The organism is Mesorhizobium sp. 01N446 (assembly GCF_056399285.1).
In genome coordinates, this window is sequence record NZ_JBFTRA010000008.1 from 312,882 (window position 1) to 338,419 (window position 25,538).

Genomic DNA, 25,538 nt, shown 5'->3' on the forward strand with positions numbered 1-25,538 from the left:
TTGGGCTTAGCTGGCCTTCTTCGCCACGCCAGGTTCCGGCAGGATCTCGATCTGCGGCGGCCCGCCTTCGATTTCGGCCGCCGAGCCGGCGGCCAACTCGTCGACCAGTTCCACCTCGCGCAGCCACTCGCGCCAGATGGCGACCAGCAGCGCCATCAGCACCGGGCCGATGAACAGGCCGAGAAAACCCATCGTCTTGACGCCGCCGATCAGCCCGAAAAAGGTCGGCAGGAAGGGCAGCTTTATCGGGCCGCCGACGAGCTTCGGGCGCAGCGTCTTGTCGACGATGAACAACTCGACCGCGCCCCACAGGAACAGCGCCAGACCGGCCATGGGCGAGCCGCTGGCGGCGAGATAAATCGAGACAAGGGTGAAGGACAATGGCGCCCCGCCGGGAATGAGCGCCATGACGCCGGTCAGCGCACCGAGCGTCACCGGCGACGGCACGCCGGCCAGCCAGTAGGCGATGCCCAGCACCAGCCCCTCGCCGATGGCGATGACGGTCATGCCGGTCACTGTCGAGGAAATGGTCGCCGGAACGACGCGCGAAATCCGCTCCCACCGCGTCGGCAGGATGCGCTCGCCGAGGCGGTCGACCTGGCCGGCAAAATGCTCGCCGTCACGATAGGCGAAGAACAGGGCGATCATCATGAACAGCAGCGTCAACAGCAGCCCAAAGGCGCTGCCGCCGGCGGCGAGCGCGCCACGATAGATGCTGCCGATATTGGCGCCGCTGATCAGCTGGATCAGTTCACCAATGCCGCCGGGATGGCCAAAATTGGTCGTCCATTGCTCGTTCAGCCAGTCGCCTATGACAGGCATGGTCGCGATCCAGTGCGGCGTCACAGCCCCGTGCCGGTTGGTCTCGATCGCCCACCCGACCCACTCGCGCACCTCGTTGATGGCGTAGGTGCCGGCAAGGGCGATCGGTATCACCAGGAAGGCGAGGATGAACAGGATGGCCAGAGTGGCGGCGATGGTGCGGTTGCCGCCGACGCCAGCCAGCAGTCGCAGGTAAAGCGGCCAGCTGGCGAAGGCGATGACAAGTGCCGCCAGCACAGGAAACAGAAAGCCATGGAAGAAATAGACACCGGCGGCGACGATCAGCACCAGCAGCCAGCGCGCCGCCGATAGCGGCGGAATGACAGCCGACCGCAGCGGCGTCGACAGGCCGAACAGGCGCTGCTGCCGTTCCGGTTTCTGGTCTCTGGATTCCTTCAAACGCCCGTCTCTCTCAAAAACCCTGCCCCGTTATGCACTGATATAGTGCAGCAATCGTGACGATACTCCAAATGAGTTGGGTGATGCCGCCAATCTCCCCCATCGTGAGGGAGATGTCCGGCAGGACAGAGGGTGGCGCCGTAGAGCGCCAACGTTGATATTCTGAGATCAAGAACCGAGACAGGTGTTGGAGGCCGTGACTATTCGATACGCCCGCGGGACAGCGCCCCCCCCTCTGGCCTGCCGGACATCTCCACCACGAGGGGGGAGATCGCAGCTTCAACCAAACTTTCCAGTCCTCGGGAATCCCTTAGGCACCATGCGACCGGCCGACGCCCGGGCGCCGATCCATTCGGCCAGTTCCTCGCGCGACCTCGTGAAGGTGCGGTCGGCTGAATCCTGCCAGGACAGACCCGTTTCCAAAGTGAACGGCTTGAGATCGAGCAGGCCGCCATCCTTGTATTTCTGCAGCCGCACGCCCTTGCCGCGGCCCATTTCGGGGATTTCGGAAAGCGCGAACACCAGCATTTTGCGGTTCTCGCCGACGATGGCCAGATGATCGCCGGTGACCGGCACGCAGCGCTTGGCATCGTCCGGCGCCTTGACGTTCATCACCTGCTTGCCCTTGCGGGTGTTGGCGACGACTTCCTCCTCCGGCACGATGAAGCCATTGGCGTCATAGGAGGCCAGCAGCAGCTTGCGCTTGGGATCGTGGACGAAGGCGGTGACGATGTCCTGGTCATTGTCCATGTCGACGATGATGCGGATCGGCTCGCCATGGCCGCGCCCACCCGGCAGCCTGTCGGCGCCGATTGTGTAGAACTTGCCGCCGGTGGTGAAGACCAGCACCTTGTCGGTGGTCTGCGCATGGAAGGCGAGCTTGAGGCTGTCGCCTTCCTTGAAGGTCAGCGTCGAAAGGTCGGCCAGATGCCCCTTCATCGCCCGCAGCCAGCCTTTTTCCGAAACCACCACGGTGACCGGCTCGCGCTCGATCATGGCGTGGGCGATGTCGGTCAAATCGTGTTCGGGTGCATCGGCGAACTGGGTGCGGCGCTTGCCGAGTTCGGTCTCCGGCCCGAACTTGTCCCGGATGTTGGTGACTTCCCACTTGATCGTCGACCATTGCTTGGCATCCGACGCCAGCAGCGCCTCGATCTGCTTCTTCTCCGCGCTCAGGCCGTCGAATTCCTTGCGGATCTCGAACTCTTCCAGCTTGCGCAAGGCGCGCAGGCGCATGTTGAGGATGGCCTCGGCCTGGTTGTCGGTGAGCGACCAGCGGGCCATCATCACCTGCTTGGGCTCATCCTCCTCGCGGATGATCTTGATCACCTCGTCGATGTTCAGATAGGCGATCAGGTAGCCGGCAAGGATCTCCAGCCGTCTTTCGATTTCGCCCAGCCGATGTTTCGAGCGGCGGATGAGCACGTCACGGCGGTGGTCGAGCCATTCCTGCAGCACGCCCTTCAACGACAGGACGTTGGGCACCTTGCCGCGCGACAGCACATTCATGTTGAGCGGAAAGCGGCTTTCAAGCTCGGTGAGTTTGAACAGCGATTCCATCAGAATGCCCGGGTCGACGGAACGGCTTTTCGGCACCAGCACGACGCGGATGTCCTCGGCGCTTTCGTCTCTGATGTCCTCGAGCAGCGGCAATTTGCGGGCCATCAACAGCTCGGCGATCTTCTCGATCAGCCGCGCCTTCTGCACGCCATAGGGGATTTCGGTGACGACGATGCTCCAGGTGCCCCTGCCCTGGTCCTCCTGGCTCCACTTCGACCGCACGCGAAAACCGCCGCGCCCGGTCTCGTAGGCTTCGAGGATGGAGGCGCGGCTGTCGACGATGATGCCGCCGGTCGGGAAATCCGGGCCCTGGACGAAATCCATCAGCTTGGCCACCGGCGCATCCCGGTGCTCGATCAGGTGCAATGCCGCGTCGCAGAGCTCGGCCGCGTTGTGCGGCGGGATCGATGTCGCCATGCCGACGGCGATGCCGGACGAGCCGTTGGCCAGGAGGTTCGGGAAGGCGCCGGGGAGCACCACCGGCTCCTCGTCCTCCTCATTGTAGGTCGGCCGATAATCGACGGCGTCCTCGGTGATGCCGGAAAGCAGTTCGGTCGCCACGTCGGTCATGCGCGCTTCGGTGTAGCGCATGGCGGCGGCGTTATCGCCGTCGATGTTGCCGAAATTGCCCTGTCCGTCGACCAGGGGATAGCGCATCGAGAAATCCTGCGCCAACCGCACCAGCGCATCGTAGATCGACTGGTCGCCATGCGGATGGAACTTGCCCATGACCTCGCCGACGATGCGGGCGCATTTGGCAAAACCCTGGTCGGGGTTGAGCCTGAGCAGCCGCATGGCGTGCATGATGCGGCGATGGACCGGTTTCAGCCCGTCGCGAACATCGGGCAGCGCCCGGTGCATGATGGTCGACAGCGCATACGCGAGATAGCGCTCTTCCAGCGCCTTCTTCAGATCGACCGGTTCAATGTGATCGCCACCGCCATCTTGAGGCGGCAAAAGCCTTTTTCCCATGGGCTGGAACTAGCCGAGCGGGTGATTCGCGGCAAGAGGCGCGCACCGGACCGATCGACTTGTGCGCTTTTCTGCAACAGGAAACTGCAAGGCCGCGCTTGCGGGCCAACATCAATCTGTTACATGCCACATCTATTGCGAAGCACTATAATGCTCGACGGCCCGACCTTCATGCCAAATTCACCGCATTCTGCAATAGCGTTCGGGTCGGGTTTGCCTTTCGCCGCGATTTTCGACCATTGTGCCGGGACACGCCTTTTTCCCGTCCAGTTCGTCACGGAATGGTGATGGCGCGAAGAATTGAAAAACAAATTTCAGGACACTCTCAGGGACCTTGCGATGACAATCAAACGCTCAACTCTCCGGAAATTCGCTCTTTCGACCTTCTTGTTCACACTGCCGCTGAATGCGGCCCTTGCCCAGGACGCCGCGGTTGCCGACCGGCTGAAGGCGGCGCTGGCGGCCCAGGGTGTCGACATCTCCTGGACCGGCGTGACCGGCGACAACACCAGCATGGTGCTGCAGGGCGTTGCCATCAAGCCGGCGGCGGAAAAGGAAGCCCTCCCCATCGGCGACGTGAAGCTCGAGAACGTGACCGCGGCCAATGGCGGCTTCGACATCGGCACCGTCTCGACCTCGGCCTTCGAACACGCCAAGGACGGCGTCACGCTCAGTCTCAGCCCCTTCGTCATCCATGACATGACAGTTCCGGCCGATGGCGCCACCGGCCCGCTGGGCTCGCTGATGATGTATAAGTCGGCCGAACTCTCGAACATGACGGTCAAGGTCGCCGACAAGACCGCCTTCTCGATGGACGGGCTTGCCGTCGAGATCACGCCGCCGGCGGACGGCAAGGCGATGGAATTCACCGCCAACACGGAAAAGTTCAACGCCGACCTGACACTGGTCGACGATCCCAAGTCTAAGGAAGTCATCAACGCCCTCGGCTACCAGAACATCTCCGGCAATCTCGAGATGGCCGGCACCTGGCAGCCCTCGGACGGCAAGATGGAACTGTCGAAATACGACATCTCCGTCGAGAATGCCGGCACGCTCGGCATGACCTTCGACCTCGGCGGCTACACGGTCGACTTCATCAAGTCGCTGCAGGAAATGCAGAAGAAGATGGCCGCACAGCCGGAAGGCGCCGACAATTCGGCGCAAGGCATGGCCATGCTCGGCCTGTTGCAGCAGCTTTCCTTCAACAGCGCCTCGATCCGCTTCGACGACGATTCGCTGACCGGCAAGGTGCTGGAATATGTCGGCAAGCAGCAGGGCATGTCGGCCAAGGACATCGCCAACCAGGCCAAGGCGATCGTGCCGTTCGGCATGGCGCAGCTCAACAATCCGGAGTTGACGGCGCAAGTGACGGCGGCGGTCAGCAAATATCTCGACGATCCGAAGAGCCTCGAAATCTCGGCCGAGCCGCCGGCATCGGTGCCGTTCGCGCTGATCATGGCCGGCGCCATGTCCAATCCGCTCGACCTGCCGAAGACGCTCGGCGTCAGCGTCAAGGCGAACGAAGACTGATCGAACGGCCTCAAGGCCAACAAAAAGCCCGGCAGCGATGCCGGGCTTTTTTGCTGGATTATCGAATCGAAAGAAACGGTTCCGGCGGGTTTTTAAAGTACCGCCCGAAGTTCGCTATCAAGCGTCCTTCTTGGTCGGCGCGACACGCAGCGCCAGCTCGCGAAGCTGCTGCGGCGAGGCTTCCGACGGCGCGTTCATCAACAGGTCATAGGCCTGCTGGTTCATCGGGAACATGGTGATCTCGCGCAGGTTCTTGGCGCCGACCAGCAGCATGACGACACGGTCAATGCCGAACGCCGCGCCGCCATGCGGCGGCGCGCCGTATTGGAAGGCGCGGTAGAGGCCACCGAAGCGCTCCTCGACCGTCTGACGGTCCAGGCCGACCATCTCGAAGGCCTTGACCATGGTTTCCGGCAGGTGGTTGCGGATGCCGCCCGATGCAATCTCGAAGCCATTGCACACGGCGTCGTACTGAAACGCCTTGATGCCAAGCGGCTCCTGGCTGTTGAGCGCATCGATGCCGCCCTGCGGCATGGAGAACGGGTTGTGGGCGAAGTCGATCTTCTTCTCTTCCTCATTCCATTCGAAGAACGGGAAGTCGACGATCCAGCACAATTCGAAGCGCTCGCGGTCGACGAGGTTCAGTTCCTCGCCGGCGCGCGTGCGCGCGGCGCCCGCGAAGCTGACGAATTTCTTCGGATCGCCGGCAACGAAGAAGGCGGCGTCGCCATCGGCAAGGCCAAGCTGCTGGCGGATCGCCTCGGTGCGTTCCTCGCCGATGTTCTTGGCGAGCGGTCCGGCGCCTTCAAGCTTGTCACCTTCCTTGCGCCAGAAGATATAGCCCAACCCCGGCTGGCCCTCGCCCTGCGCCCAGGAATTCATACGGTCGCAGAAGGCGCGGCTGCCGCCGGTCTTGGCCGGAATGCCCCACACCTCGGCCTTCGCATCGTTCGCCAGGATGTTGGCGAATACCTTGAAGCCGGAATCGCGGAAATGATCGGAGACGGCCTGCATGACGATCGGGTTGCGCAGGTCCGGCTTGTCGGAGCCGTATTTGCGCATCGCGACGTCATAAGGGATGCGCGGCCAGTCCTTCGTCACCGGCTTGCCGTTGGCGAAGGCCTCGAAGACGGAGGTCATTACCGGCCCCATGGTGGACAACACTTCGTCCTGCTCGACGAAGCTCATTTCGAGGTCGAGCTGGTAGAATTCGCCGGGCAGGCGGTCAGCGCGCGGATCCTCGTCGCGGAAGCAGGGCGCGATCTGGAAATAGCGGTCGAAGCCCGACACCATGATCAGCTGCTTGTACTGCTGCGGCGCCTGCGGCAGCGCGTAGAACGTGCCGGGATGGATACGCGACGGCACCAGGAAGTCGCGCGCACCTTCCGGCGACGACGCGGTCAGGATCGGCGTCGAGAATTCAGTGAAGCCGACCTCGCCCATGCGCTTGCGCATCTCGGCGATAATCTTGGTGCGCGCCACGATGTTTTTGTGCAGCGTGTCGCGGCGCAAATCGAGGAAGCGGTATTTCAGCCTGATGTCCTCGGGATAGTCCGGCTCGCCGAACACCGGCAGCGGCAATTCCTTGGCCGCCGACAGCACCTCGATCTCGCGGGCGAAAATCTCGATCTCACCAGTCGGCAGGTTGGCGTTGACCGTCTCCGGCAGGCGCGCCTTGACCTCACCATCGACGCGAATGACCCATTCGCCGCGAACGGTCTCGGCGACCTTGAAGGCAGGCGAATCGGGATCGGCGACGATCTGGGTCAGGCCGTAATGGTCGCGCAGGTCGATGAAGAGCAGGCCGCCATGGTCGCGCACGCGATGCACCCAGCCCGACAGGCGAACGGAATTGCCCACGTCGCTCTTTCTCAACTGGGCACAGGTGTGGCTGCGGTAACGGTGCATGGTCATTGCTGAAGTCCGGGGTGCTGGGTGGCAGGCCAAAGCATCAAAGCCCGGCCCAAAATTTGCGCGAAAAGCGCATGGGAGGCCGGATTTGTCAAGGCAAGCGGGCAATCCCCATGCCCGGCATGCCGCGGAGCCTTCAGGCGAAGTGGATTTCGGCGCCCTGGCGTTCGAAATCGGCGAGGATGGCGGACGGCGCGGTCTTCTCGACGACCAGGTGGCGGATCGCCTCCGCACCGGCGACGCGATAAGGCGCCGCGGTGGCCAGCTTGTCGTTGGTGACGGCGATGACGATGCCAGCGCTATTCCTGGCCATGGCCCGTTTCACCTCCGCCTCCGCCGAATCGAACGCCGTCACGCCTCGCGAGGCATCGAGACCGCAGGAGCCCAAGATAAACAGGTCCGCGCCAAGCTGCGAGACGGCGGCAAGGGTGTCGGCGCCGACACAAGCGCCGAGGTGGCGGTCGAACCTGCCGCCAAGTACAATCAGCTCGATCAGGGCGTGGTCTGACAAGGCCGAGGCAACTTCGAGCGAATTGGTGGCGACGGTCAGATCGAGGTCGCGCGGGATGGCCCTGGCAATCGCGGCATTGGTCGTGCCGCTGTCGATGAACAAAGTCTGTCCGCGCGCGAGCAATGCCACAGTCACGCGGGCCAGCCGCGTCTTCTCTTCGACCGCATGGCTGGCGCGCAGGCCGACCGGCGTTGTCGCGAAAGGCGCCGGCGCCACCGCGCCGCCATAGACCCGGCGACAATGCCCGGCTTTCGCCAGTTCCCTGAGGTCGCGGCGCACCGTGTCTTCCGAAACGCCGAAGCGGCTCGCCAGTTCGCCGGCCAGCACCCTTCCCTCGGCCGCAAGGCGATCGCGGATGATTTGATGCCGCTCATCGGTAAGCATTGCATGATCCTGTTTTCTTCATGCACGTTCTTGCATGATTTGCACGATTATGCAAGAAGCGGACATTCCAGGCGGCGATCACCGCCAGATCTCTCGCCCTGAAAGCATCGCCATGACCTTTGGCCTCAACCTTGCCCCGCAACACCGCGTCTATGCGGGGTTTGCGATCTATTCCTTCGCCATGGGCAACATTTTTCCACGGCTGCCCGATATCAAGCACGCCATGGGCATCGGTGACGGCACGCTCGGCCTCGCCCTGATCGGAACACCGATCGGCACCTTGACGGCGCTGACGCTGGCGACGCCGCTGCTCGAGCGAGTCGGCTTCCGCCGCGCGCTGCTTGCCCTGGTTCCGCTGCTGGCGCTTGCCTATGCCGTCGCGGTGCACGCGCCGGGTCCGCTGGCGCTGTTCCTGATGCTGTTGCCGGTCGGTCTGATGATCGGCAGCATCGAGATCATGCTCAATGTCGAGGCCGACCGGACCGAATTCCTGGTCAAGCGCCGTATCATGAACCGCGCGCATTCGTTCTGGAGCATTGGCTTTTTCGGCGCCGGCCTGTTCGGCGGAGCACTTGCGCATCTCGGCATATCGCCGCAACTGCATCTGGCGCTGATCGTCCCGATCGTCGCGATCTCGATGGCACTGTTCCTCGGCGGTTACCAGCCGGCGCCAAGCCGTTTCGCCGGCACCGGCGAGAAGGTACCCGTGCTGGCGCGGCCGACGCTGCCGATCCTCGTCCTCGTTGCGGTGACGCTCTCGGCGATGCTGATGGAAGGCGCCAGCATCGACTGGTCGGCAATCTACATGCGCACCGTGTTCGAATCCGGCCCTTTCGTCGCCGGCTTCACCGTGGCGCTGTTCGCCTTTTCCCAGGCAACCACGCGCTTCTTCGCCGACAGTTTCGTCGACCGCCATTCGCCGAGCGGCGTGGCGCGGGTGCTGCTGGCGATGATGGCGGCCGGCGTGGCGATTGTTTTTTTCTCGCCCGCGCCGTTCGTCTCCATGCTGGGCTTTGCTCTTCTGGGGATCGGCACCAGCGCCCTCTTTCCGCTGGCGATCTCGGCTGCCGCCCAGCGGACGGACCGGCCGGCGGCGATCAATGTCGCGGCGCTGTCGCAGATCTCGTTCGTCGCCTTCCTGCTCGGCCCGCCGCTGCTCGGCTTCGTCTCCGACCATTGGGGCATCCGCTCGGCCTTTGGCATCGGCATCCCGTTCATCATCCTCAGCCTGCTGACCGCAGGATCGCTCGGCCGGCGGCCGGCCACCGGAAAATCCGCGCCAGCGGACGAAGCGATCGAACCGGCGCGGGACAAGGTACTTGCACGGACAACTGAGGGGTGAAGGGCGTCTCCGCCGTCACGGACAGGACTGACGGCCGGTTGAGATCGCGTCGCCAAACTGACGTTGGCAGCGGGCCATACGGACCAACGTGCACGTCAAACCAGGCAATGCAGCGGAGGCGCTGCAGAACGGCAATTGCCGCTGGCATTGACGAGGGCAATGGTTCAAGAAGGGGTCACCGATACGTGATCGCCTTTTCATGTCCTCCATCCGCCCGCTGATCCCGCTTCTTCTCGCCGCAGGCATCCTGCTCGGCGGCAATGGGCTGCAGAGCACGCTGATCGCACTGCGCGGCGCGCAGGAGGGGTTTTCCGCTTCCGATATCGGCCTGATGGGCACCTTCTATTTCGCCGGCTTCCTGCTCGGTTGCCTGGCCATCACCCGCATCATGAAGGCGGTCGGCCATATCAGGGCGTTTTCGGCACTGGCCGCCATCGCCTCGGTCGGCACTCTGCTTTTGGTGCTGGTCCTCGATCCGGTGATGTGGTGCGCGGTGCGCTTTGCCGGCGGCTTCTGTTTCGCCGGACTGTTCACCATCGTCGAGAGCTGGCTGAATTCCGGCGTCACCAACAAGGACCGCGCCCGCGTGCTGGCGATCTACCGGATGGTCGATACCGGCTCGGTGACATCGGCCCAGTTCCTGATCCCGGTCTTCGGCGCCGGCGGCTTCACCATCTTCGCCATCATGTCGATCATGATCACGCTGTCGCTGGTGCCGGTCTCGCTCGGCGACCGTTCCAACCCGACGCCGCCCGAGGAGGTCAAGCTCGACCTGGCGCGCGTCTGGCGCATTTCGCCGCTTGGTTGCTTCGGTTGCATTGCCGTCGGCGTCACCAACAGCGCGTTTCGCACGCTGTCGCCGGTTTATGCCGAGCAGATCGGCATGTCGGTCGCCGATGTCGTGACCTTCGTCAGCGTCGGCATCTTTGGCGGCGCCATCATCCAATATCCGCTCGGCTATCTCTCCGACCGTTGGGACCGGCGCCGGGTGCTGTTGCTGACGACCTGCTGCGCGATGCTTTCAGCCCTGGCGCTGGTGTTCATCGCCGGCAGCAATCCGCTGCTAAACTTCATCATCATCTTCATCTTCGGCTGTTTCGCCATGCCGCTTTATTCGTTGTCGGCGGCGCACTCCAACGACCGCGCCGGCACGGGCGAGTTCGTGCTGATCAACGCGGCGCTGATGTTGTTCTACTCCTTCGGCGCCATTGGCGGCCCTTTCGCCGCCTCGACAGTGATGCAGCATTTCGGGCCGAGCGCGCTCTTCGTCTTTAGCGCCGTCGTCTATGCGATCTTCATCGCCGTCATCCTCTACCGCATGCAGGCACGCTCCGGCGTGCCCGCGGGCAAGCGCAGCCGCTTCACCGCGCTGTTGCGCACGTCGACCGTTTTCGCGCGGCTGGCCAGGCGCAATGGCGATTCCGATGACCCGGGAAGCGCATGACGGAGGCGCCAAAGCTTGACGAAAGCCTTCCCGGCTGAAATCTAGGAAGACCTTACTCCTGCCAAAAGCGATTTGATGCACGTCATCACCACCCAGAAAGAACTCGAGACCGTTCTCGCCGCTTTCGAAAAGTCGGATTTCGTCACCGTCGACACCGAATTCATTCGCGAAACGACCTTCTGGCCAATCCTGTGCCTGATCCAGATGGCGGCGCCTGGCGTCACCGCGCTGATCGATCCGCTGTCATCAGACATCAATCTCGCGCCGTTCTTCCGGCTGATGGCCAACGAGGCGGTGGTCAAGGTCTTCCACGCAGCGCGCCAGGACATCGAAATCATCGTCCATCTCGGCGATCTCGTGCCGCATCCGGTGTTCGACACGCAGGTCGCGGCGATGGTTTGCGGCTTCGGCGACAGCGTTTCCTACGACCAGCTCGTGCAGCGCATAACCGGCGCGCGGCTCGACAAGTCGTCGCGCTTCACCGACTGGCGCCACCGGCCGCTGTCCGACAAGCAGCTCGACTATGCCCTGGCCGACGTCACCCATCTGATCGACGTCTATCAGCACCTCAGCGCCGAGTTGGAGCGGGAAAACCGCGCCCACTGGCTGAACGAAGAAATGGATGTGCTGACCTCGCGCGAGACCTACGATCCGCATCCCGAAGACGCCTGGAAGCGGCTGAAGATGCGGCTGCGCAAGCCGCAGGAACTGGCGATCGTGCAGGCCGTGGCGGCATGGCGCGAGCGCGAGGCGCGTGAACGCGACGTGCCCCGCGGCCGCGTGCTCAAGGACGACGCGATCTACGAGGTTGCCCAACAGGCGCCGCGTGACGCGGCGGCCCTTGCCAAGCTGCGCACCACGCCAAAAGGCTGGGAGCGCTCCTCGACGGCAACGGCCCTGCTCGGGGCGGTCAATGCCGCGCTGGCCTTGCCCAAGGAGCAGATGCCGAAACTGCCGAAGAATTTCCAGCCGCCGGAAGGCTCGAGTGCCGCGGCGGAACTGTTGAAGGTGCTGCTCAGGATCGTCGCCGAAAAGCAGGGGGTGGCGTCGAAGGTGCTGGCCTCCAGCGACGACATCGACCGCATCGCGGCCGAGGGCGAGGAAGCCGATGTGCCGGCGCTGCAAGGCTGGCGGCGGGCCGTGTTCGGCGAAGCGGCGCTAAAACTGGTGCGTGGCGAGATCGGGATCAAGTTCGACAAGCGCAAGATCGCGGTGTTCGATCTGTAGACGAGCTTTTTCCTTCTCCCCTTGTGGGAGAAGGAAGAGTTGCCGTGTTCAAACCGCTCCCAACAGGTGCAGCGCGAACCAGATCCAGGCCAGCGCCAACACCACCGCGCCTGCGAAGAACGAGCGGCTGCGCAGCCGCAGATTGTTGCTGGTCAGGTGTACCCAGGCGTGGAAATAGCGCGTCAGGACAAAAATCCACATCAGCGCCAGGGTCAGATAATTGACGCCGTTGGTGACGTGGAGCGTCAGGCACAGCACGTAGAAAAGCACCGGCAATTCGAACTGGTTGCAGAGATTGGCCGCAACGGTGACGCTGGATGCGGGCTCGGTCGAACGCGTCTTGAACTGGCCGACCTTGGCCTCGCCGGACTTCACCGCGACGAACCGGCGCCGGCCCATCACCACGTAAACGATATAGACCAGCAGAACTTGCGCCAGGAGAGGCCAGAAAACCGCGGTCTGGTTCATGATATTTCCCCTGCCCTGTCCAGAATCAGGCTTAGAGCGTTTCACCGTTTCACGGAAACGGCTAACCGCTCTAACTCCTTGTTTTGACGCAATTCCGAACGGAAAACCGCTTCACACTTTTCCTGGAATTGCTCTAGCGTCTCTGGCCCACCAGCCAGAAAGCGGCGATGACGACCGCCGGGATGGCGAGAAGCGCGAATTTGGTGACGATCAGAGCCGAAGCGAAAGACAGCGAATCCGGATTGGCCGACAGGAAATCGGACAGAAGCCGGGACACGGCGATGTTCTGGGCATAGTCGGCAAGCGTGTAGGGCAGCACCAGCACCAGCGCGAAGATCGACTGCACCTGCCCGGGAAGCACGCGGAAGGTCTCCAGGCGCCGGCCGGTAGCCAGAATCAGGCTCACCAAAGTCAGCGACAGCAGCGCCGGGAACAACAGGTCGAAGGTCAGATAGTGCCAGACCAGAATGATCTCGCCGCCGCGCCGGCCGAGCGCCGTCAGCCAGGCCATGCCTTCGTCGGGCGTGAAACCTAAATAGCGCATGTCGAGCGACGGCAGGCCGCCGCTCAACTGGCGGAAATAGAAGAATTCCATCATCGTCATGGCGACGAAGACCGCCGCCGACAGGAAACACAGTGCGGCCACGTGACGTGGCAGCCGCATGATCATCGCGGTCAGGCTCCGCCCGAGCCCGTATTGTTCAGGCTCCGCCGGGATAGTTCGGGCTTTCGCGGGTAATCGTGACGTCATGGGCGTGGCTTTCACGAAGTCCGGCGTTGGATATGCGCACAAAAGTGGCGCGCTCGCGGAAATCGGCAAGATCGCGGCCGCCGACATAACCCATAGCGGCTTTTAGCCCGCCCGCAAGCTGGTGCAGCACGCCAGACACAGGTCCTTTGTATGGAACCTGGCCTTCTATGCCTTCCGGCACCAGTTTCAGGGTATCGCGCACCTCGGCCTGGAAGTAGCGATCGGCCGAGCCGCGCGCCATGGCGCCGACCGAACCCATGCCGCGATAGGCCTTGAAGGAGCGGCCCTGATGCAGATAGACCTCGCCCGGGCTCTCGTCGGTGCCGGCCAGCAGCGAACCGATCATGGCGGCGCTGGCGCCGGCGGCGAGCGCCTTGGCGAGATCGCCGGAATATTTGATGCCGCCATCGGCAATCACCGACACACCCGATTTGTGCGCCGTCTCGACCGCCGACATGATGGCCGAGAGCTGCGGCACGCCAACGCCGGCAACGATGCGGGTGGTGCAGATGGAGCCTGGGCCGATGCCGACCTTGACGGCGTCGGCGCCGGCATCGATCAGCGCCTGCGTGCCTTCGGCGGTGGCGACATTGCCGGCCAGGATGCGAACCGAGTTGGAGAGTTTTTTCGCCCGCGTGACCGCGTCGAGCACGCGCTGCGAGTGGCCGTGCGCGGTGTCGATGACCAGGAGGTCGACGCCGGCGTCGATCAGACGCTCGGCGCGCTCGAAGCCGTCGTCGCCGACGCTGGTGGCCGCCGCGGCGCGCAGGCGTCCCTGCGCGTCCTTGGTGGCGTGCGGGTTGAGCTGCGACTTCTCGATGTCCTTGACGGTGATCAGCCCGACGCAATTGCCTGACTTATCAACAACAACGAGCTTTTCGATGCGATGCTGGTGCAGAAGTCGCTTGGCCTCGTCCTGGTCGACATTCTCCTTGACCGTGATCAGGTTCTCACGGGTCATCAACTCGTAGACCTTCTGCGCCGGGTCGGAGGCAAAGCGCACGTCGCGGTTGGTCAGGATGCCGACAAGCCGGCCTATTTTGTGGCCGCCGGTGCCGCCATTCTCGACCACCGGAATGCCCGAGATCGAATAGGTGCGCATCAGCGACAGCGCGTCGGCGAGCGTGGCGTCCGGACCGATGGTGACCGGATTGACCACCATGCCGGATTCGAATTTCTTCACCTGCCGCACCTGCTCGGCCTGTTCGGCCGGCGAGAAATTGCGGTGGATGACGCCGATGCCGCCGGCCTGAGCCATGGCGATGGCGAGACGCGCCTCGGTGACGGTGTCCATCGCGGCGGAGAGGATCGGCACGTTGAGATCGATGTCGCCGGCAATGCGGGTGCGGACATCGGTTTCGCCGGGCATGACCTCGGAATGACCCGGCTGCAAAAGCACGTCGTCAAAGGTCAGCGCCAGTGCGCCGGTGGACGTTTCGATGATTTTTGCCATGGCCAGCCCTTTAGAATGCGGAAAAAGCGCTGGACCAGGATGGACAGCGCCGACTCTCATCTTCCCTTTCAGGATTGGCGCTGGCTGGTAACACGTCGCGACGCGGATGAAAAGCCGATCGTTGCATTGCACAACAGCGTCTTCGACCATTTGATTGTGCCACCCGTGGTTGCGGTCGCACAAAAGTGACAGCAAATTAACACGACATCGATGGCCAGCCATGATAACCGCCCCCTGTACCGGCTCGCTCCCTTTTTTCTGCACAAGAATTGGGCCGGAAAGAAAATTTGAAACGGCCACGCTCGTGAACCGCACCATTCCGCTGATCCTGGCGGTCGCTCTTTTCATGGAAAACATGGATTCGACCGTCATCGCAACATCGCTGCCGGCGATCGCCATCGACATCCACACCAGCCCGATCGCGCTCAAGTTGGCGCTGACGGCCTATCTCGTGTCGCTGGCGATCTTCATTCCAATCAGCGGCTGGATGGCCGATCGCTTCGGCGCCAAGACCGTTTTTCGCGCGGCGATCGCGGTGTTCATCGTCGGCTCGATCGCCTGCGCCTTCTCCGGTTCGCTGCCGGCCTTCGTGGTGTCGCGCTTCCTGCAAGGCATTGGCGGGGCCATGATGACGCCGGTCGGGCGCCTGGTTCTGGTGCGCGCCACGCCCAAGAGCGACCTGGTCGCCGCCATGTCGTGGCTGACCGTTCCCGCACTGGTCGGACCGCTGGTCGGCCCGCCAATCGGCGGCTTCATCACCACCTACTTCACCTGGCACTGGATTTTCCTGATCAATGTGCCGATCGGCCTGGTCGGCATCTGGCTCGCCACACGCTTCCTGCCGGAAACCGAATCGATGGAGACGCCACCGCTCGATTTCATCGGCTTCGTGCTGAGCGGCGTCGCGGCATCCGGCGTGGTGTTCGGCCTGTCAGTGGTCAGCCTCCCCTATCTGCCGCCGGCCACCGGCTTCATCACCGTTGGGGTGGGACTGCTGTCGGGCGCGCTCTACCTGATGCATGCGCGGCGCGCGAAAAACCCGCTGCTGGCGCTCGAACTGTTCCGCAACCAGGTGTTCCGCTCGTCGGTGCTTGGCGGCTCGCTTTTTCGCATCGGCATCGGGGCGGTGCCGTTCCTTTTGCCGCTGATGTTCCAGATCGGTTTCGGGCTGACGCCGTTCCAGTCCGGCATGATCACCTTCGTCTCGGCGATCGGCGCCATCGGCATGAAGTTCGTCACCGCGCTGATTTTTCGCGTTGCCGGCTTCCGTCGCGTGCTGATCTGGGGCTCGCTGATCGCGGCCGCATCGATCGCCATATACGGCCTGTTCACGCCAGAGACGCCTTATACGCTGATGCTGGCCATATTGCTGGTTGGCGGCTTCATCCGCTCGATGTTCTTCACCGGCGTCAACGCGCTCTCCTATGCCGAGGTGTCGGCCGAAGACACCAGCAAGGCAACGCCGATCACGGCGGTGTTCCAGCAATTGTCCATCGCGCTCGGCGTGGCGCTGGCCGGCGGCATTCTGGAAGTCTCGACATCGATCCATGGGGGACCGCTGACGCTGGGCGACTTCCACATCGCCTTCTTCATCGTGGCCGCGGTGTCGGCGGCTGCATCGCTGTCGTTCATGCGGCTGGCGCCAGATGCCGGCAATGCCGTCTCCGGCCATGGCCGGTTGACCACGCCAAAGACGCTGGAACCGGCGAGATCGCCGGGAGAGTGAAGGCCGATTAGCCTTCCGAGTCGCCCGGCCCTTCGCTATGGCCCCGGGCGCTCGAGCCCTTCGGAACGTCCACTGGACGTTCCGATCCGCCTGACGGCAGACCGGACTCTCGCCCCTTGAAGTCCTTCGCCAGCAAATACAGCTCGACCGATTCGTCGCGCGAGGCCGGTGGCTTGACGTGGTGGACGGAGCGGAAATTCTTCTTCAGCATGGAGAGCAGCTCGTTTTCGGCGCCGCCCTGAAAAGTCTTGGCGAGGAAATGGCCGCCCGGCTTCAGGACGGACAGGGCGAAATCGGCCGCCACCTCGCACAGATGCATGGTGCGGATGTGGTCGGTCCGCTTGTGGCCGGTGGTCGGTGCGGCCATGTCGGACAACACGACATCCGGGTCCCCACCCAGCGCTTCGGCGAGCTTGCGCGGCGCATCCGGATCGAGGAAATCCATCAACAGCACAGGCGCGCCGGGCACGGCATCCATTTCCAGATAGTCGATGCCGACGACATGTGGATTTTCCGCTGTCGATTTCGTGCGCGCGGCCGCGACCTGGCACCAGCCGCCGGGGGCGGCACCGAGATCGATCACCTTCATGCCGGGTCTCAGCAGATGGTGCTTGTCGTCGATCTCGATCAGCTTGTAGGCCGCGCGCGAACGATAGCCGTCTGCCTTCGACCGCTGGACATAGGGATCGTTGATGTGGCGCTGCAGCCAGCGGCGCGACGATTCCTTCAGGCCGCTCTTCTTCTTGATCCGCGTCTTCAGCACGCGAATGCCTGCGGATCCTGGGTTTTCCGGTTTCTTGGTCATTAACGGCCACGCCCATCGTTGCGCCAGACGCCGTCATCGGCCATCAGCTCGCTCAATATGCCTTCGCGCAGGCCCCGGTCGGCGACGCGCAGCCGCTCGGAGGGCCAGACCGCGCGGATCGCTTCGAGGATCGCACAGCCGGCCAGCACCAGATCGGCGCGGTCCGCACCAATACAAGGGTTGGCGCAGCGCTGCTGGAAATCCCAGCCGACCAGTCGCTCCACCATGCGGTCGACGCTGTCGCGGTCCATCCACAGCCCGTCGACCCGACGTCGGTCGTAACGCTCCAGGTCGAGGTGGACGCCGGCCAGTGTCGTCACCGTGCCGGACGTGCCCAGCAGATGGAAATTCGGGCTGGCCTTGAGGTGACTCAACCGGTCGCGGCCGTCAAAACTCGCCAAACGGCCGGCGACGTCGTCGACCATGGCGTTGAAGATGTCGCGCGTCACGGTGCGGCCGCCAAAGCGCTCGGCCAGGGAGACGACGCCGACCGGCAGCGACGTCCACGAGACGATATGGTTGGCGAGCCGCGGCGAACGGCGGCCGGTGAGATCGATCAGCGCGATCTCGGAAGAGCCGCCGCCGATGTCGAACAGCACGACACCTTGCGTGTCACGTTCGACCAGCGAGCCGCAGCCGGAGACCGCCAGCCGCGCTTCGGTCTGGCGGTCGATGATCTCGAGCTTCAGCCCGGCCTCGCGCTCGACGCGCTTGAGGAATTCGACGCCGTTCTCGGCCGAGCGGCAGGCTTCGGTGGCGATCAGCCTGGCCTTCCTGATCTTGCGGCTGCGCAATTTGTCGCCGCAGATCTTCAGGGCCTCGACGGCGCGGTCCATCGCCGGCTGGCCGAGCCGGCCATTGGCGGTGAGCCCCTCGCCCAGCCTGACGATGCGCGAGAAGGCATCGATGACGCGGAATTGGCCATGCCGCGTCGGAACGGCGACCAGCAGCCGGCAATTGTTGGTGCCGAGGTCGAGGGCCGCGAAGACCGGGAGCTCGTGCGCCGGCGGCCGGCGGGTGCCTTGCTCCGGGCGTGGCGACGGTGCGACGGGGGAGATCGCCGGCGCCACCGGCTGCTTCGGCTCCAAAGCCGGAGCAATCGCCGGCGATCGATTGTCCTTGGGGGCCTCGTCGCGCGCAAAAACCTTGCGCCCGCGCCTTCGCTTGCGCCGTTTCTTGGGCTTGCCCTTCTGGTGATGGGTCGCGTCGCCCGCCTGCCCATCGGCGGAGCGCGGCTCCGTCGGGCGGCGTTGCTGCCAACCGGCTGTCCCCGAGCCCGGTGGCCCTGGGGAAGCGCTGGACGCGCCCACCTCCGACGCGCCTGCGCCGGTGTCGCGGTCTTCCACTGTCGTTCCTTCCGGCGCCGCGCGAACCGGTGAAGGACGCAGCAGGCGCTTTGGCATGTTTCAAGTTGCCGCCAGACTAACAGTGCCGTGGCCGATCACCAAGAGCCGCATGCCGAATTTTGCCGTCTGGGCGCTAACCGCCCTTTTCGTCCCGCCGCGCAATGTAGCCGCAAGGCTGGATTGGTAGCGCGGACGCCAGCGAGGACAATAGATGGCCGAAGCCGATGCCTCATCCCTGCCGTTTGCGTCGCTTTCGCTGCGGGCGGATCTTGCCGGCTGCCGGCGCGACAAGTGTTCGCGGTTGAATAGCCGGCTTCGATGAGGCATTTCTGAAATGTACGGAAGAATCCGGGCAGCCGGCCTCCCACCATCAAGCGAAAAGGAAGCGGACACGCAGCGCATGGCAGTCAGGCAATGAACTGGAGACGCTATTTCTGGCCTGTGGTCGGCATCGCCGCGGTGATCTTCTCGCTGCTGCTGCTTTGGCACGAACTGCGCGGCATTTCGCTCGACGACGTCTGGGACGGGCTCGCCGCCATTCCGACGCGCGGCTGGGTGCTGGCGGCGCTGAGTTCCGTCATCGCCTATGCCGCGCTCGCCGGCTACGACCACATCGCGCTGCTGCATATCGGCAAGCGCGTGTCGTGGCTGTTCGTGACGCTGTGTTCCTTCACCACCTACGCGCTGTCGCACAATATCGGCGGCTCGGTGTTTTCCGGTGCCGTCATCCGCTACCGCGCCTATGGCACCAGGGGGCTGACCGGCCAGGATGTCGGCGTGCTGGTGGCGATCTGCTGGATCACCTTCGTGCTGTCGACGATTCTCGCCTCCGGCCTTGTGCTGGTGTTCGAGCCTCAGATCATCGACCGCTTTTCGGGCATCGCCCATCACGGCCTGTCGGAAGCGGCGGGCATTGCGATGCTGTTGCTGGTCGCCGCCTACATCTTCGGCAGTGCGCTGCATCTGCGCCCGCTGAAGATCGCCAGCTTCCAGCTGCATTATCCGGCGCTCCCGATTGTCGTCAGGCAATTGCTGATCGGCCCGATCGAACTGCTGGCCGCAGCGGCGATCATCTTCTTTGCCCTGCCCGAGGTGCATAATCCCGGTTATTTCGTCGTGCTCGGCGTCTTCCTCGTCTCCTTCTCGGTCGCCCAGATCTCGCACGCGCCCGGCGGCCTCGGTGTGTTCGAGGTGGTGTTCCTGGCCGGCCTTTCCGACATGGAGCCGGTTGGCGTGCTGGCGGCGCTCCTGGTGTTCCGGCTGTTTTACCTGATCATCCCGCTGATTCTGGGACTGGGCGTGGTGGTGTTCTTCGAGCGCTCGCAGTTCAGCCGGACTGAGAGCTGACGCACGGATTGGATTTGTGCCAGCACCCGGGCACCTGAACCCCTGCGTATGAAACCAGCTGTCAAAACGTGTCGATTGAACCGCACAGCAGGCTTGACTATTTTCCGCCGGCGGCTACAAGGCAGCGCTCAAGCGGCTCAGCCGTTCGGCCCGCGCGGTTCATTACCACGCCTGCTGGGGAATAGGTTAACGGTAGACCCACGGACTCTGACTCCTAAAGTTCCCGTTTCAAATCAATTACTTAGCGACAGCCTTCCTGTCTAACCGCTGATTGAATATCAATGGCTTAGGTCCGAAAGTGTCTAACTTTTTGGACTGTTTTCCCTTGCCTTTGAGGGTGTGAATGCCTTCGTTTCTCGCTGTTCTGCTGCTGTCCAGATGGCCGATTGTCGTCGATGGCGACACCATCGAAATTCATGGCCAGCGTATCAGGCTCGACGGTATCGATGCGCCGGAGAGCGCCCAGCTTTGCCGCGACAGCGTGCGCAAGCCATACCGTTGCGGCCAGAAGGCATCCCTCGCGCTGGCGGACTTTCTTGAGGTCATCGCCCAACTTCCTGTGTTGAAGTCGACCGGACCATTTCGGTCGCACCGTCGCAGTGTGCACTGCACGCGGCATCGATACCGCGGATTGGATGGTGAGGCGGGGTTACGCTGTCGGGTGGCCGCGGTTCAGCGCCGGTTTCTACTCCGACGCCCAGATCGAGGCGCGGACGGGAAGCCGCGGACTTTGGGCAGGATCGTTCGACTTGCCCTGGGAATGGCGTGCACGGATGACCGGCGATGGGGCTATTTGCGCAGATAGCTTTTCGAACCGCCGTCCGTTAGGCAGAAGTGCCCGCCCCGCGGGCCAATGCAATAATGTCCGGACCGGCACGAGCATTCGGTCTCGCTGACCGCCGGCGTCATGTCGGCGTCTTCGCCACCCATGAGGCCCAGGGCTTCGCCCGAGCCGCCGCCAAATTCTGCCGAACAGTCTTTCCGGCTGGCGCTGACCGAGCCGTCGTTACAGATAAACGTGCTGCCCTGGCAGTGGGAAATCCCGCCTTTGCGACCGCTGCAGGGCGTATTTGCCGCAAGCGCGGCCTGAGCCGACAGCAACACCAGGCCGACGCCAACCAGATTCCCGCACCACCGCCTCATATGTCACCGCCCCTACGCGATAACACCATAACGGACCCAGCAAGAATCGGCCATCTGTGGCATGCGGCGGACCTGATTGTCCGCTTGGCCGGCGTCGAAGCCCAACAGCTCCCACCTCTTGGCGCCGGCCATCTTTACACGGACTGACCCAGCCCGTTGGACAGGGCAATCAGTAATTGCCGTTGTAGTACCGGTCATCGCAGGGCGCGGTGTAGATGCGGCCGTAGCGGTCCTGGTAGCGACACATTTCTTCGCCGCGGCGCTGCGGCGTAGTGGCGGAGCCGACGACAGCGCCGAGCAGCGCGCCGCTGGCGGCGCCAATCACCGTGCTCTTGGTGTTGCCGCCGATCGCCTGGCCGACGAGCGCGCCGCCGGCGCCGCCGATGAGCGCACCGGTGGTGGCCCGCTGCTGGCCTTCGGTCTGCGACTGGCAGCCGGCAAGTGCGGCGGTCACTAGCAGGGCGGCTATGGCTTTGTGAAAGGTCATGGACGTCTCCCTTAAAAGTCTGAAATCCCTATCGATCGTCCCGTGCGGTCGCATTGCGGCGGAACAGGGGCACCGATACTCACGAAGTGAGTCAGGGTTTCCCATGAGTTGAAAGCCATGGTTTCCAAGGCGCCAAGCTAGGATCGACCGCTTCGACTTAATCTTGACTGGAATTGCCATTGGCTGCCCGCTAGAATTGACGTTCGTCCGATGGTGCAAGGCGATGGATAAGGTTGCTGCAGCGCGCGAACCTCCTAAAGAGCGGCGAAGGGTTCGCGCGGCGCAATACGTACGAATGTCCACCGAGCACCAGACTTATTCCCTTGAGAATCAGAAGGATGCAATCCGTGGTTATGCCGAGGTCATGGGGTACGACATCGTCGCCACCTATGAAGACCCCGGCCGTAGCGGGCTGCACATAGAAGGCCGGCCCGGCCTCAAGAAGCTGCTGTTCGACATTGAACACGGACTCGCCGATTACGAGACGGTCGTCGTCTACGACGTGAGCAGATGGGGCCGGTTCCAAAGCGTCGATGAAAGCGCTTCCTACGAATATCGATGTCAGATAGCGGGTGTGCGGATCGAGTTTTGCGCCGAGCAATTCGCGAACGATGGCACCGTCGGATCTGATGTGCTGAAGGCCATAAAGCGCAGCATGGCCGCAGAGTACAGCAGGATGTTGTCACAGCGGGTCTTTTTGGGCCAGGTGAGGATGGCCCGCATGGGCTTCCACGTGGGCGGCATCCAGGGACTCGGACTAAGGCGCTTGATGGTCGACCAGTTCGGACAACCCAAACTCATCCTCGCCCGCTATGAACACAAGAATTTCCAGACAGACCGTGTGATCATCGTACCGGGGCCACCGGAAGAGATTGCCACTGTTCGATTGATCTTTCGCCTGTTCGTCAGGTCACGCAAAAACGAACCTCAAATCGCAAAATATCTGAATGAGCGGGGGATCCTGAACGACTTCGGCCGGCCTTGGAAGAGCTATAGCGTGCGCCGTGTTCTGACCAATGAGAAATATATTGGCAACAACGTCTGGAATAGACGCTGCACCAAGCTGAAGACCAAAGTTGCGTACAATCCCCCGGACCAATGGGTCAGGGCGGACAACGCCTTTGAGCCTATCATCAGCCGCCAATTATTCGACAAAGCACAGCAAATTTTGAAATCGCTTTATCTTCACATGAGCGATGACGATATGCTGGCAGCCCTAAGAAACCTCCACAAACGGCATGGGAAACTGTCGTCGGACATCATTAACGCAGCGCCCGAATGCCCTTCGGCCTATCGCTATGGCGCGCATTTCGGAGGTCTGCTCGGAGCATACAAGCTGATCGGTTGCCTGCCGCCCAGAAAGTCTCATTTCATCGAGATTGACAGGCGCCTCACGGCTATCCGCCATCGCGCTATGGAAGACCTGCTCGTCGCGGTTGACAAGGCAGGCGGCCGCGCTTCTCAAGCCCCTGAAACGGAAATCATCCGCATCAATGGTGAGTTGACCGTAGCGCTCGCAATCGCCAGGTGTCGCGTTACGCATTGTGCCTATCCCCGCTGGTCTTCGAGGGCCGTGCGAGAGGCCATGGCCGATATTTTCGTCTTGATCCGCATGCAGCCGGGCAATCTGATCATTCGCGATTACCTGATCGCTCCGATGCATGAAATCGTGGGGTTCAAAGGAGATTTCCATGTCAACAATGGAATGAAGCTGGATGCGTTTGTTTTCCGATCGCTTGATCCGCTCGTTGCGCTGGCCGAGCGAACATTCGTCGGGAGTGCGACATGACGGAGCGCCACACGGTTTTAGGCTTGGAAGCCGCCGACCGCCTTTTGCAGAATAACCGCACAAGGCACGCTGCGCTTTTGGAAAAGATGCAAGAGCCCGACAGGTGGTTCACCGGTCCTTGGCTGTGCAAAACCTACCAGGCTGAATGCCAAAGAACGCGGGACCTGATCGCAGAAGCGCTTATCTCTCGGCATCTTCTGGAGACGATCACCGAGGTATTTCGATATCCGATCAAACAGGAATCGTTCCGTCGCCTGCTATCGGCCGAAAGCTTAGCCTCTGTGCCGAAGGCCCTGATCGAAGGGCCTACTTTGAATCTGCCCGTGGAAAGTTCCGCGCCAAAGGCGTTGGTCAATGGAGTTTCTCCCGAGGTCATCGAGCTATTGCAGGATTGGAGTGTGCCGCCACAGGTCTTCGCGTCCTTGCGCAAGATGGTTCCGGAATGGCAGCTCAAAGCCGCAAGGCTCATGATCGCCCTGAAGAGAGTGAGCTTCCACTATGCGCAACTCCTCGCAACGCTTACTCCGGCGTCGCAGTTGGTGGATGCCTCCAGGCCGAGGAAGAAGTTCGTCGGGGTGACAGCCGACGACCTAGCTATCATGGAAGGTGAATTTGATTTACTGAACGATCAATTTCTCTTCTGCGCCAGCCTTCGTGGCATCTGGGCGCTGGAGTTGATCGCGGCGAGGCTCTATCTCGACCGGGTGATGGAAAACGCGCGGGTGGTCAGACACCTCGCGCGGGATTTCCCGGAGCAGCTCGCAAGGTTCCAAACGATACTGGAAATTCCAGCAGGCCAGGAAGTTTTGCCGAGCCAACCAGTCAAAGCCGGACCAAGGCGTAAGCATTTTGTCTTTTAAAGGGGGCGCCTTCGGGTCGCAAGCGCTCGGCCGTCACCCCTCAGTTTCGGGGCATGCTGTGTATCTCCATCCGAACCGGTCCTCCCTTTTTGCAATTCGTGCAGAAAAGAGCGCGCTCAACCGTGCTGAACAAGGCGTCCCTACCGTATCGCCTGATCAGCCCTTCCGGCTTTACCATCGCGTGATGCGAGCATTTTGTGCACCAGGCTCGCAGCGTGTGCCATGAGCGCAAATCGCCAAGTGCGACATCCAGCCCGGCGTGGATACTGCCGTCGATAATCGTCTGGGGCGGGATCTTGACCTCACCCGGCGTGAGAATCTTCTCCATGACATGTCGGCTGTTGTAGTGGATCAGCAGCATGCCTGGCCGACGCCGGATGGCGGCCTGCCAGGCCGCTTGGCTTACCACAGCGTCCGGCGAACGACTGATGGTTTCGAGATGCGTCTTTTCCTCCCGGTCCCAAACCTCGATCCGGAAATTATCTTCGGCAGTGTCAACCATCTAGGGGCGCGCCTTGTGCCAGCCCCGGGAAAAGCCATTCGAAACCGCAGCCCGTGACAAAGCGAGTTCCCGCTCAAGTTCGGCGTTCCTGGCCAGAGCCGTCAGCAGGGCGACCACAGCATCGCCACTGGCTGCAGCGAGGGCCTGCTGTGCCGCCAACTCCAATTCGGACATAGCTTCGCCGATCGGCGCATTTTGGCGCTTTCCCATGGCCCTTTTCCTGCTCAGATAGATCAGGAATAAGGAACATATTCCTGTCCGGTCAAGAGGCGCTTGACTATTTTGTTCTCATTTCGTTCACTGTCGGCAGGATAACCACGCCAAAGGATCGGGAAGCCTGTCGATCGAGGAAATGTCATGTGCGGCCGCTACACCCGATATCTGACGTGGTCGGAGATCCACCGGCTCTACCGCCTGACGGCGCCCGCGGAAATCGGCCGCAATGACGAGCCGCGCTACAACATCGCGCCGACGCAAGACGTGCCGTTCGTCACCGCTGGCGAGAACGGCAACCATCGCTTGCGCGAGGGACGATGGTGGCTCGTCCCGTTCTGGGCGAAAGAAATGCCCAAGGCGGCCATGTTCAACGCCAGGATCGAGGGCATCGACACCGCGCCGGCCTTCCGGGATGCCTTCAAGTCGAAACGATGCTTGATCCCGGCTGACGGCTTCTTTGAGTGGACGATCTCGCCGGCCGACGGCAAGAAGGATCCGTGGCACATCTATCTGCCCGGTCACGCGCCTTTTTCGTTCGCCGGG

The 25,538-nt window shown here is 62.6% G+C and carries 23 protein-coding genes; 10 read left to right on the forward strand and 13 right to left on the reverse strand.

The window, feature by feature from the left end; translation table 11 throughout:
- Positions 1 to 6 precede the first annotated feature (6 nt).
- Both AC1DPX_RS27365 and parC read right to left on the reverse strand, forming a co-directional pair.
- The gene (locus AC1DPX_RS27365) at positions 7 to 1,221 is read right to left on the reverse strand and encodes an AI-2E family transporter (RefSeq protein ID WP_477240499.1); all 1,215 of its coding nucleotides are present in this window, start codon (positions 1,219 to 1,221) and stop codon (positions 7 to 9) included.
- 279 nt (positions 1,222 to 1,500) lie between these two features.
- On the reverse strand, positions 1,501 to 3,753 hold the full coding sequence (gene parC / locus AC1DPX_RS27370) for a DNA topoisomerase IV subunit A (RefSeq protein WP_477240501.1): 2,253 nt from the start codon (positions 3,751 to 3,753) through the stop codon (positions 1,501 to 1,503).
- Positions 3,754 to 4,092: 339 nt separating this feature from the next.
- On the opposite strand from parC, the gene AC1DPX_RS27375 reads away from it, so the two are divergent.
- Positions 4,093 to 5,283 (forward strand): hypothetical protein, encoded by a 1,191-nt coding sequence (locus AC1DPX_RS27375; protein ID WP_202354803.1) that lies wholly within the window; start codon positions 4,093 to 4,095, stop codon positions 5,281 to 5,283.
- Positions 5,284 to 5,400: 117 nt separating this feature from the next.
- Here AC1DPX_RS27375 and aspS read toward each other — a convergent pair whose 3' ends face one another.
- Together aspS and AC1DPX_RS27385 are read right to left on the reverse strand one after the other, a co-directional pair.
- Complete coding sequence (gene aspS, locus AC1DPX_RS27380) at positions 5,401 to 7,191, reverse strand: aspartate--tRNA ligase (protein WP_477240537.1); 1,791 nt, start codon at positions 7,189 to 7,191, stop codon at positions 5,401 to 5,403.
- Between the two features lie 139 nt (positions 7,192 to 7,330).
- Positions 7,331 to 8,089, reverse strand: a complete 759-nt coding sequence (locus AC1DPX_RS27385) for a DeoR/GlpR family DNA-binding transcription regulator (RefSeq protein ID WP_477240503.1) — start codon at positions 8,087 to 8,089, stop codon at positions 7,331 to 7,333.
- Positions 8,090 to 8,201: 112 nt separating this feature from the next.
- On the opposite strand from AC1DPX_RS27385, the gene AC1DPX_RS27390 reads away from it, so the two are divergent.
- The 3 genes from AC1DPX_RS27390 to rnd all read left to right on the forward strand — a co-directional run bounded on the left by AC1DPX_RS27390 (position 8,202) and on the right by rnd (position 12,102).
- Positions 8,202 to 9,431, forward strand: coding sequence for an MFS transporter (locus AC1DPX_RS27390; RefSeq protein ID WP_477240505.1), 1,230 nt, complete (start codon positions 8,202 to 8,204; stop codon positions 9,429 to 9,431).
- 199 nt (positions 9,432 to 9,630) lie between these two features.
- A complete protein-coding gene (locus AC1DPX_RS27395) occupies positions 9,631 to 10,875 on the forward strand; it encodes an MFS transporter (RefSeq protein WP_202354806.1) in 1,245 nt (414 codons plus the stop codon).
- 75 nt (positions 10,876 to 10,950) lie between these two features.
- On the forward strand, positions 10,951 to 12,102 hold the full coding sequence (gene rnd, locus AC1DPX_RS27400) for a ribonuclease D (RefSeq protein ID WP_202354807.1): 1,152 nt from the start codon (positions 10,951 to 10,953) through the stop codon (positions 12,100 to 12,102).
- Between the two features lie 48 nt (positions 12,103 to 12,150).
- Here rnd and AC1DPX_RS27405 read toward each other — a convergent pair whose 3' ends face one another.
- The 3 genes from AC1DPX_RS27405 to guaB form a co-directional block, all read right to left on the reverse strand.
- A complete protein-coding gene (locus AC1DPX_RS27405; RefSeq protein WP_202354808.1) occupies positions 12,151 to 12,570 on the reverse strand; it encodes an MAPEG family protein in 420 nt (139 codons plus the stop codon).
- 133 nt (positions 12,571 to 12,703) lie between these two features.
- A complete protein-coding gene (locus AC1DPX_RS27410; protein ID WP_477240507.1) occupies positions 12,704 to 13,240 on the reverse strand; it encodes a hypothetical protein in 537 nt (178 codons plus the stop codon).
- Positions 13,241 to 13,271: 31 nt separating this feature from the next.
- On the reverse strand, positions 13,272 to 14,774 hold the full coding sequence (gene guaB, locus AC1DPX_RS27415; RefSeq protein WP_477240509.1) for an IMP dehydrogenase: 1,503 nt from the start codon (positions 14,772 to 14,774) through the stop codon (positions 13,272 to 13,274).
- A gap of 39 nt (positions 14,775 to 14,813) precedes the next feature.
- Here guaB and AC1DPX_RS27420 point away from each other — a divergent pair, with 39 nt between their 5' ends.
- Both AC1DPX_RS27420 and AC1DPX_RS27425 read left to right on the forward strand, forming a co-directional pair.
- On the forward strand, positions 14,814 to 14,963 hold the full coding sequence (locus AC1DPX_RS27420) for a hypothetical protein (protein WP_284278590.1): 150 nt from the start codon (positions 14,814 to 14,816) through the stop codon (positions 14,961 to 14,963).
- A gap of 115 nt (positions 14,964 to 15,078) precedes the next feature.
- Positions 15,079 to 16,500 carry an MFS transporter gene (locus tag AC1DPX_RS27425; RefSeq protein WP_477240511.1) on the forward strand — a complete coding sequence of 474 codons (1,422 nt, stop codon included), beginning with the start codon at positions 15,079 to 15,081 and terminating at the stop codon, positions 16,498 to 16,500.
- A 7-nt stretch (positions 16,501 to 16,507) separates the two neighbouring features.
- Here AC1DPX_RS27425 and AC1DPX_RS27430 read toward each other — a convergent pair whose 3' ends face one another.
- Together AC1DPX_RS27430 and AC1DPX_RS27435 are read right to left on the reverse strand one after the other, a co-directional pair.
- On the reverse strand, positions 16,508 to 17,305 hold the full coding sequence (locus AC1DPX_RS27430; RefSeq protein WP_202354813.1) for an RlmE family RNA methyltransferase: 798 nt from the start codon (positions 17,303 to 17,305) through the stop codon (positions 16,508 to 16,510).
- Positions 17,305 to 18,651: a Ppx/GppA phosphatase family protein gene (locus tag AC1DPX_RS27435; protein WP_477240539.1), complete on the reverse strand. Its 1,347-nt coding sequence runs from the start codon at positions 18,649 to 18,651 to the stop codon at positions 17,305 to 17,307. Before AC1DPX_RS27435 ends, AC1DPX_RS27430 begins: the two co-directional genes overlap by 1 nt.
- A 414-nt stretch (positions 18,652 to 19,065) precedes the next feature.
- Here AC1DPX_RS27435 and AC1DPX_RS27440 point away from each other — a divergent pair, with 414 nt between their 5' ends.
- Positions 19,066 to 19,998 (forward strand): lysylphosphatidylglycerol synthase domain-containing protein, encoded by a 933-nt coding sequence (locus tag AC1DPX_RS27440; RefSeq protein WP_477240513.1) that lies wholly within the window; start codon positions 19,066 to 19,068, stop codon positions 19,996 to 19,998.
- 789 nt (positions 19,999 to 20,787) lie between these two features.
- On the opposite strand, the gene AC1DPX_RS27445 is transcribed toward AC1DPX_RS27440, so the two are convergent.
- Positions 20,788 to 21,102: a YdcA family protein gene (locus AC1DPX_RS27445; protein ID WP_477240515.1), complete on the reverse strand. Its 315-nt coding sequence runs from the start codon at positions 21,100 to 21,102 to the stop codon at positions 20,788 to 20,790.
- A gap of 208 nt (positions 21,103 to 21,310) precedes the next feature.
- Positions 21,311 to 21,628 (reverse strand): YMGG-like glycine zipper-containing protein, encoded by a 318-nt coding sequence (locus AC1DPX_RS27450; protein ID WP_477240517.1) that lies wholly within the window; start codon positions 21,626 to 21,628, stop codon positions 21,311 to 21,313.
- Between the two features lie 223 nt (positions 21,629 to 21,851).
- Here AC1DPX_RS27450 and AC1DPX_RS27455 point away from each other — a divergent pair, with 223 nt between their 5' ends.
- Both AC1DPX_RS27455 and AC1DPX_RS27460 read left to right on the forward strand, forming a co-directional pair.
- Positions 21,852 to 23,417: a recombinase family protein gene (locus AC1DPX_RS27455; RefSeq protein WP_477240519.1), complete on the forward strand. Its 1,566-nt coding sequence runs from the start codon at positions 21,852 to 21,854 to the stop codon at positions 23,415 to 23,417.
- Positions 23,414 to 24,277, forward strand: a complete 864-nt coding sequence (locus AC1DPX_RS27460) for a plasmid partitioning protein RepB C-terminal domain-containing protein (protein WP_477240521.1) — start codon at positions 23,414 to 23,416, stop codon at positions 24,275 to 24,277. The genes AC1DPX_RS27455 and AC1DPX_RS27460 overlap by 4 nt, the downstream gene beginning before the upstream one ends.
- Before the next feature lie 40 nt (positions 24,278 to 24,317).
- On the opposite strand, the gene AC1DPX_RS27465 is transcribed toward AC1DPX_RS27460, so the two are convergent.
- A complete protein-coding gene (locus tag AC1DPX_RS27465; RefSeq protein WP_477240523.1) occupies positions 24,318 to 24,779 on the reverse strand; it encodes a hypothetical protein in 462 nt (153 codons plus the stop codon).
- Positions 24,780 to 24,989 (reverse strand): hypothetical protein, encoded by a 210-nt coding sequence (locus tag AC1DPX_RS27470; RefSeq protein ID WP_057144215.1) that lies wholly within the window; start codon positions 24,987 to 24,989, stop codon positions 24,780 to 24,782.
- 147 nt (positions 24,990 to 25,136) lie between these two features.
- Here AC1DPX_RS27470 and AC1DPX_RS27475 point away from each other — a divergent pair.
- Positions 25,137 to 25,538, forward strand: a 402-nt coding sequence (locus tag AC1DPX_RS27475) for an SOS response-associated peptidase (RefSeq protein ID WP_477240525.1), incomplete at its 3' end; no start/stop codon positions are given.

Excerpts from the sequence above, each read along its gene's own strand:
- AC1DPX_RS27420 (WP_284278590.1), top strand. The coding sequence starts at position 14,814 with ATGGACAGCGCCGACTCTCATCTTCCCTTTCAGGATTGGCGCTGGCTG.
- AC1DPX_RS27470 (WP_057144215.1), bottom strand. The coding sequence starts at position 24,989 with ATGGGAAAGCGCCAAAATGCGCCGATCGGCGAAGCTATGTCCGAATTG.
- AC1DPX_RS27410 (WP_477240507.1), bottom strand. The coding sequence starts at position 13,240 with ATGATCATGCGGCTGCCACGTCACGTGGCCGCACTGTGTTTCCTGTCG.
- AC1DPX_RS27390 (WP_477240505.1), top strand. The coding sequence starts at position 8,202 with ATGACCTTTGGCCTCAACCTTGCCCCGCAACACCGCGTCTATGCGGGG.
- AC1DPX_RS27405 (WP_202354808.1), bottom strand. The coding sequence starts at position 12,570 with ATGAACCAGACCGCGGTTTTCTGGCCTCTCCTGGCGCAAGTTCTGCTG.
- AC1DPX_RS27375 (WP_202354803.1), top strand. The coding sequence starts at position 4,093 with ATGACAATCAAACGCTCAACTCTCCGGAAATTCGCTCTTTCGACCTTC.
- AC1DPX_RS27395 (WP_202354806.1), top strand. The coding sequence starts at position 9,631 with ATGTCCTCCATCCGCCCGCTGATCCCGCTTCTTCTCGCCGCAGGCATC.
- AC1DPX_RS27460 (WP_477240521.1), top strand. The coding sequence starts at position 23,414 with ATGACGGAGCGCCACACGGTTTTAGGCTTGGAAGCCGCCGACCGCCTT.
- AC1DPX_RS27450 (WP_477240517.1), bottom strand. The coding sequence starts at position 21,628 with ATGACCTTTCACAAAGCCATAGCCGCCCTGCTAGTGACCGCCGCACTT.
- AC1DPX_RS27430 (WP_202354813.1), bottom strand. The coding sequence starts at position 17,305 with ATGACCAAGAAACCGGAAAACCCAGGATCCGCAGGCATTCGCGTGCTG.
- AC1DPX_RS27440 (WP_477240513.1), top strand. The coding sequence starts at position 19,066 with ATGAACTGGAGACGCTATTTCTGGCCTGTGGTCGGCATCGCCGCGGTG.
- aspS (WP_477240537.1), bottom strand. The coding sequence starts at position 7,191 with ATGCACCGTTACCGCAGCCACACCTGTGCCCAGTTGAGAAAGAGCGAC.
- rnd (WP_202354807.1), top strand. The coding sequence starts at position 10,951 with ATGCACGTCATCACCACCCAGAAAGAACTCGAGACCGTTCTCGCCGCT.
- parC (WP_477240501.1), bottom strand. The coding sequence starts at position 3,753 with ATGGGAAAAAGGCTTTTGCCGCCTCAAGATGGCGGTGGCGATCACATT.
- AC1DPX_RS27455 (WP_477240519.1), top strand. The coding sequence starts at position 21,852 with ATGGATAAGGTTGCTGCAGCGCGCGAACCTCCTAAAGAGCGGCGAAGG.
- guaB (WP_477240509.1), bottom strand. The coding sequence starts at position 14,774 with ATGGCAAAAATCATCGAAACGTCCACCGGCGCACTGGCGCTGACCTTT.
- AC1DPX_RS27385 (WP_477240503.1), bottom strand. The coding sequence starts at position 8,089 with ATGCTTACCGATGAGCGGCATCAAATCATCCGCGATCGCCTTGCGGCC.
- AC1DPX_RS27465 (WP_477240523.1), bottom strand. The coding sequence starts at position 24,779 with ATGGTTGACACTGCCGAAGATAATTTCCGGATCGAGGTTTGGGACCGG.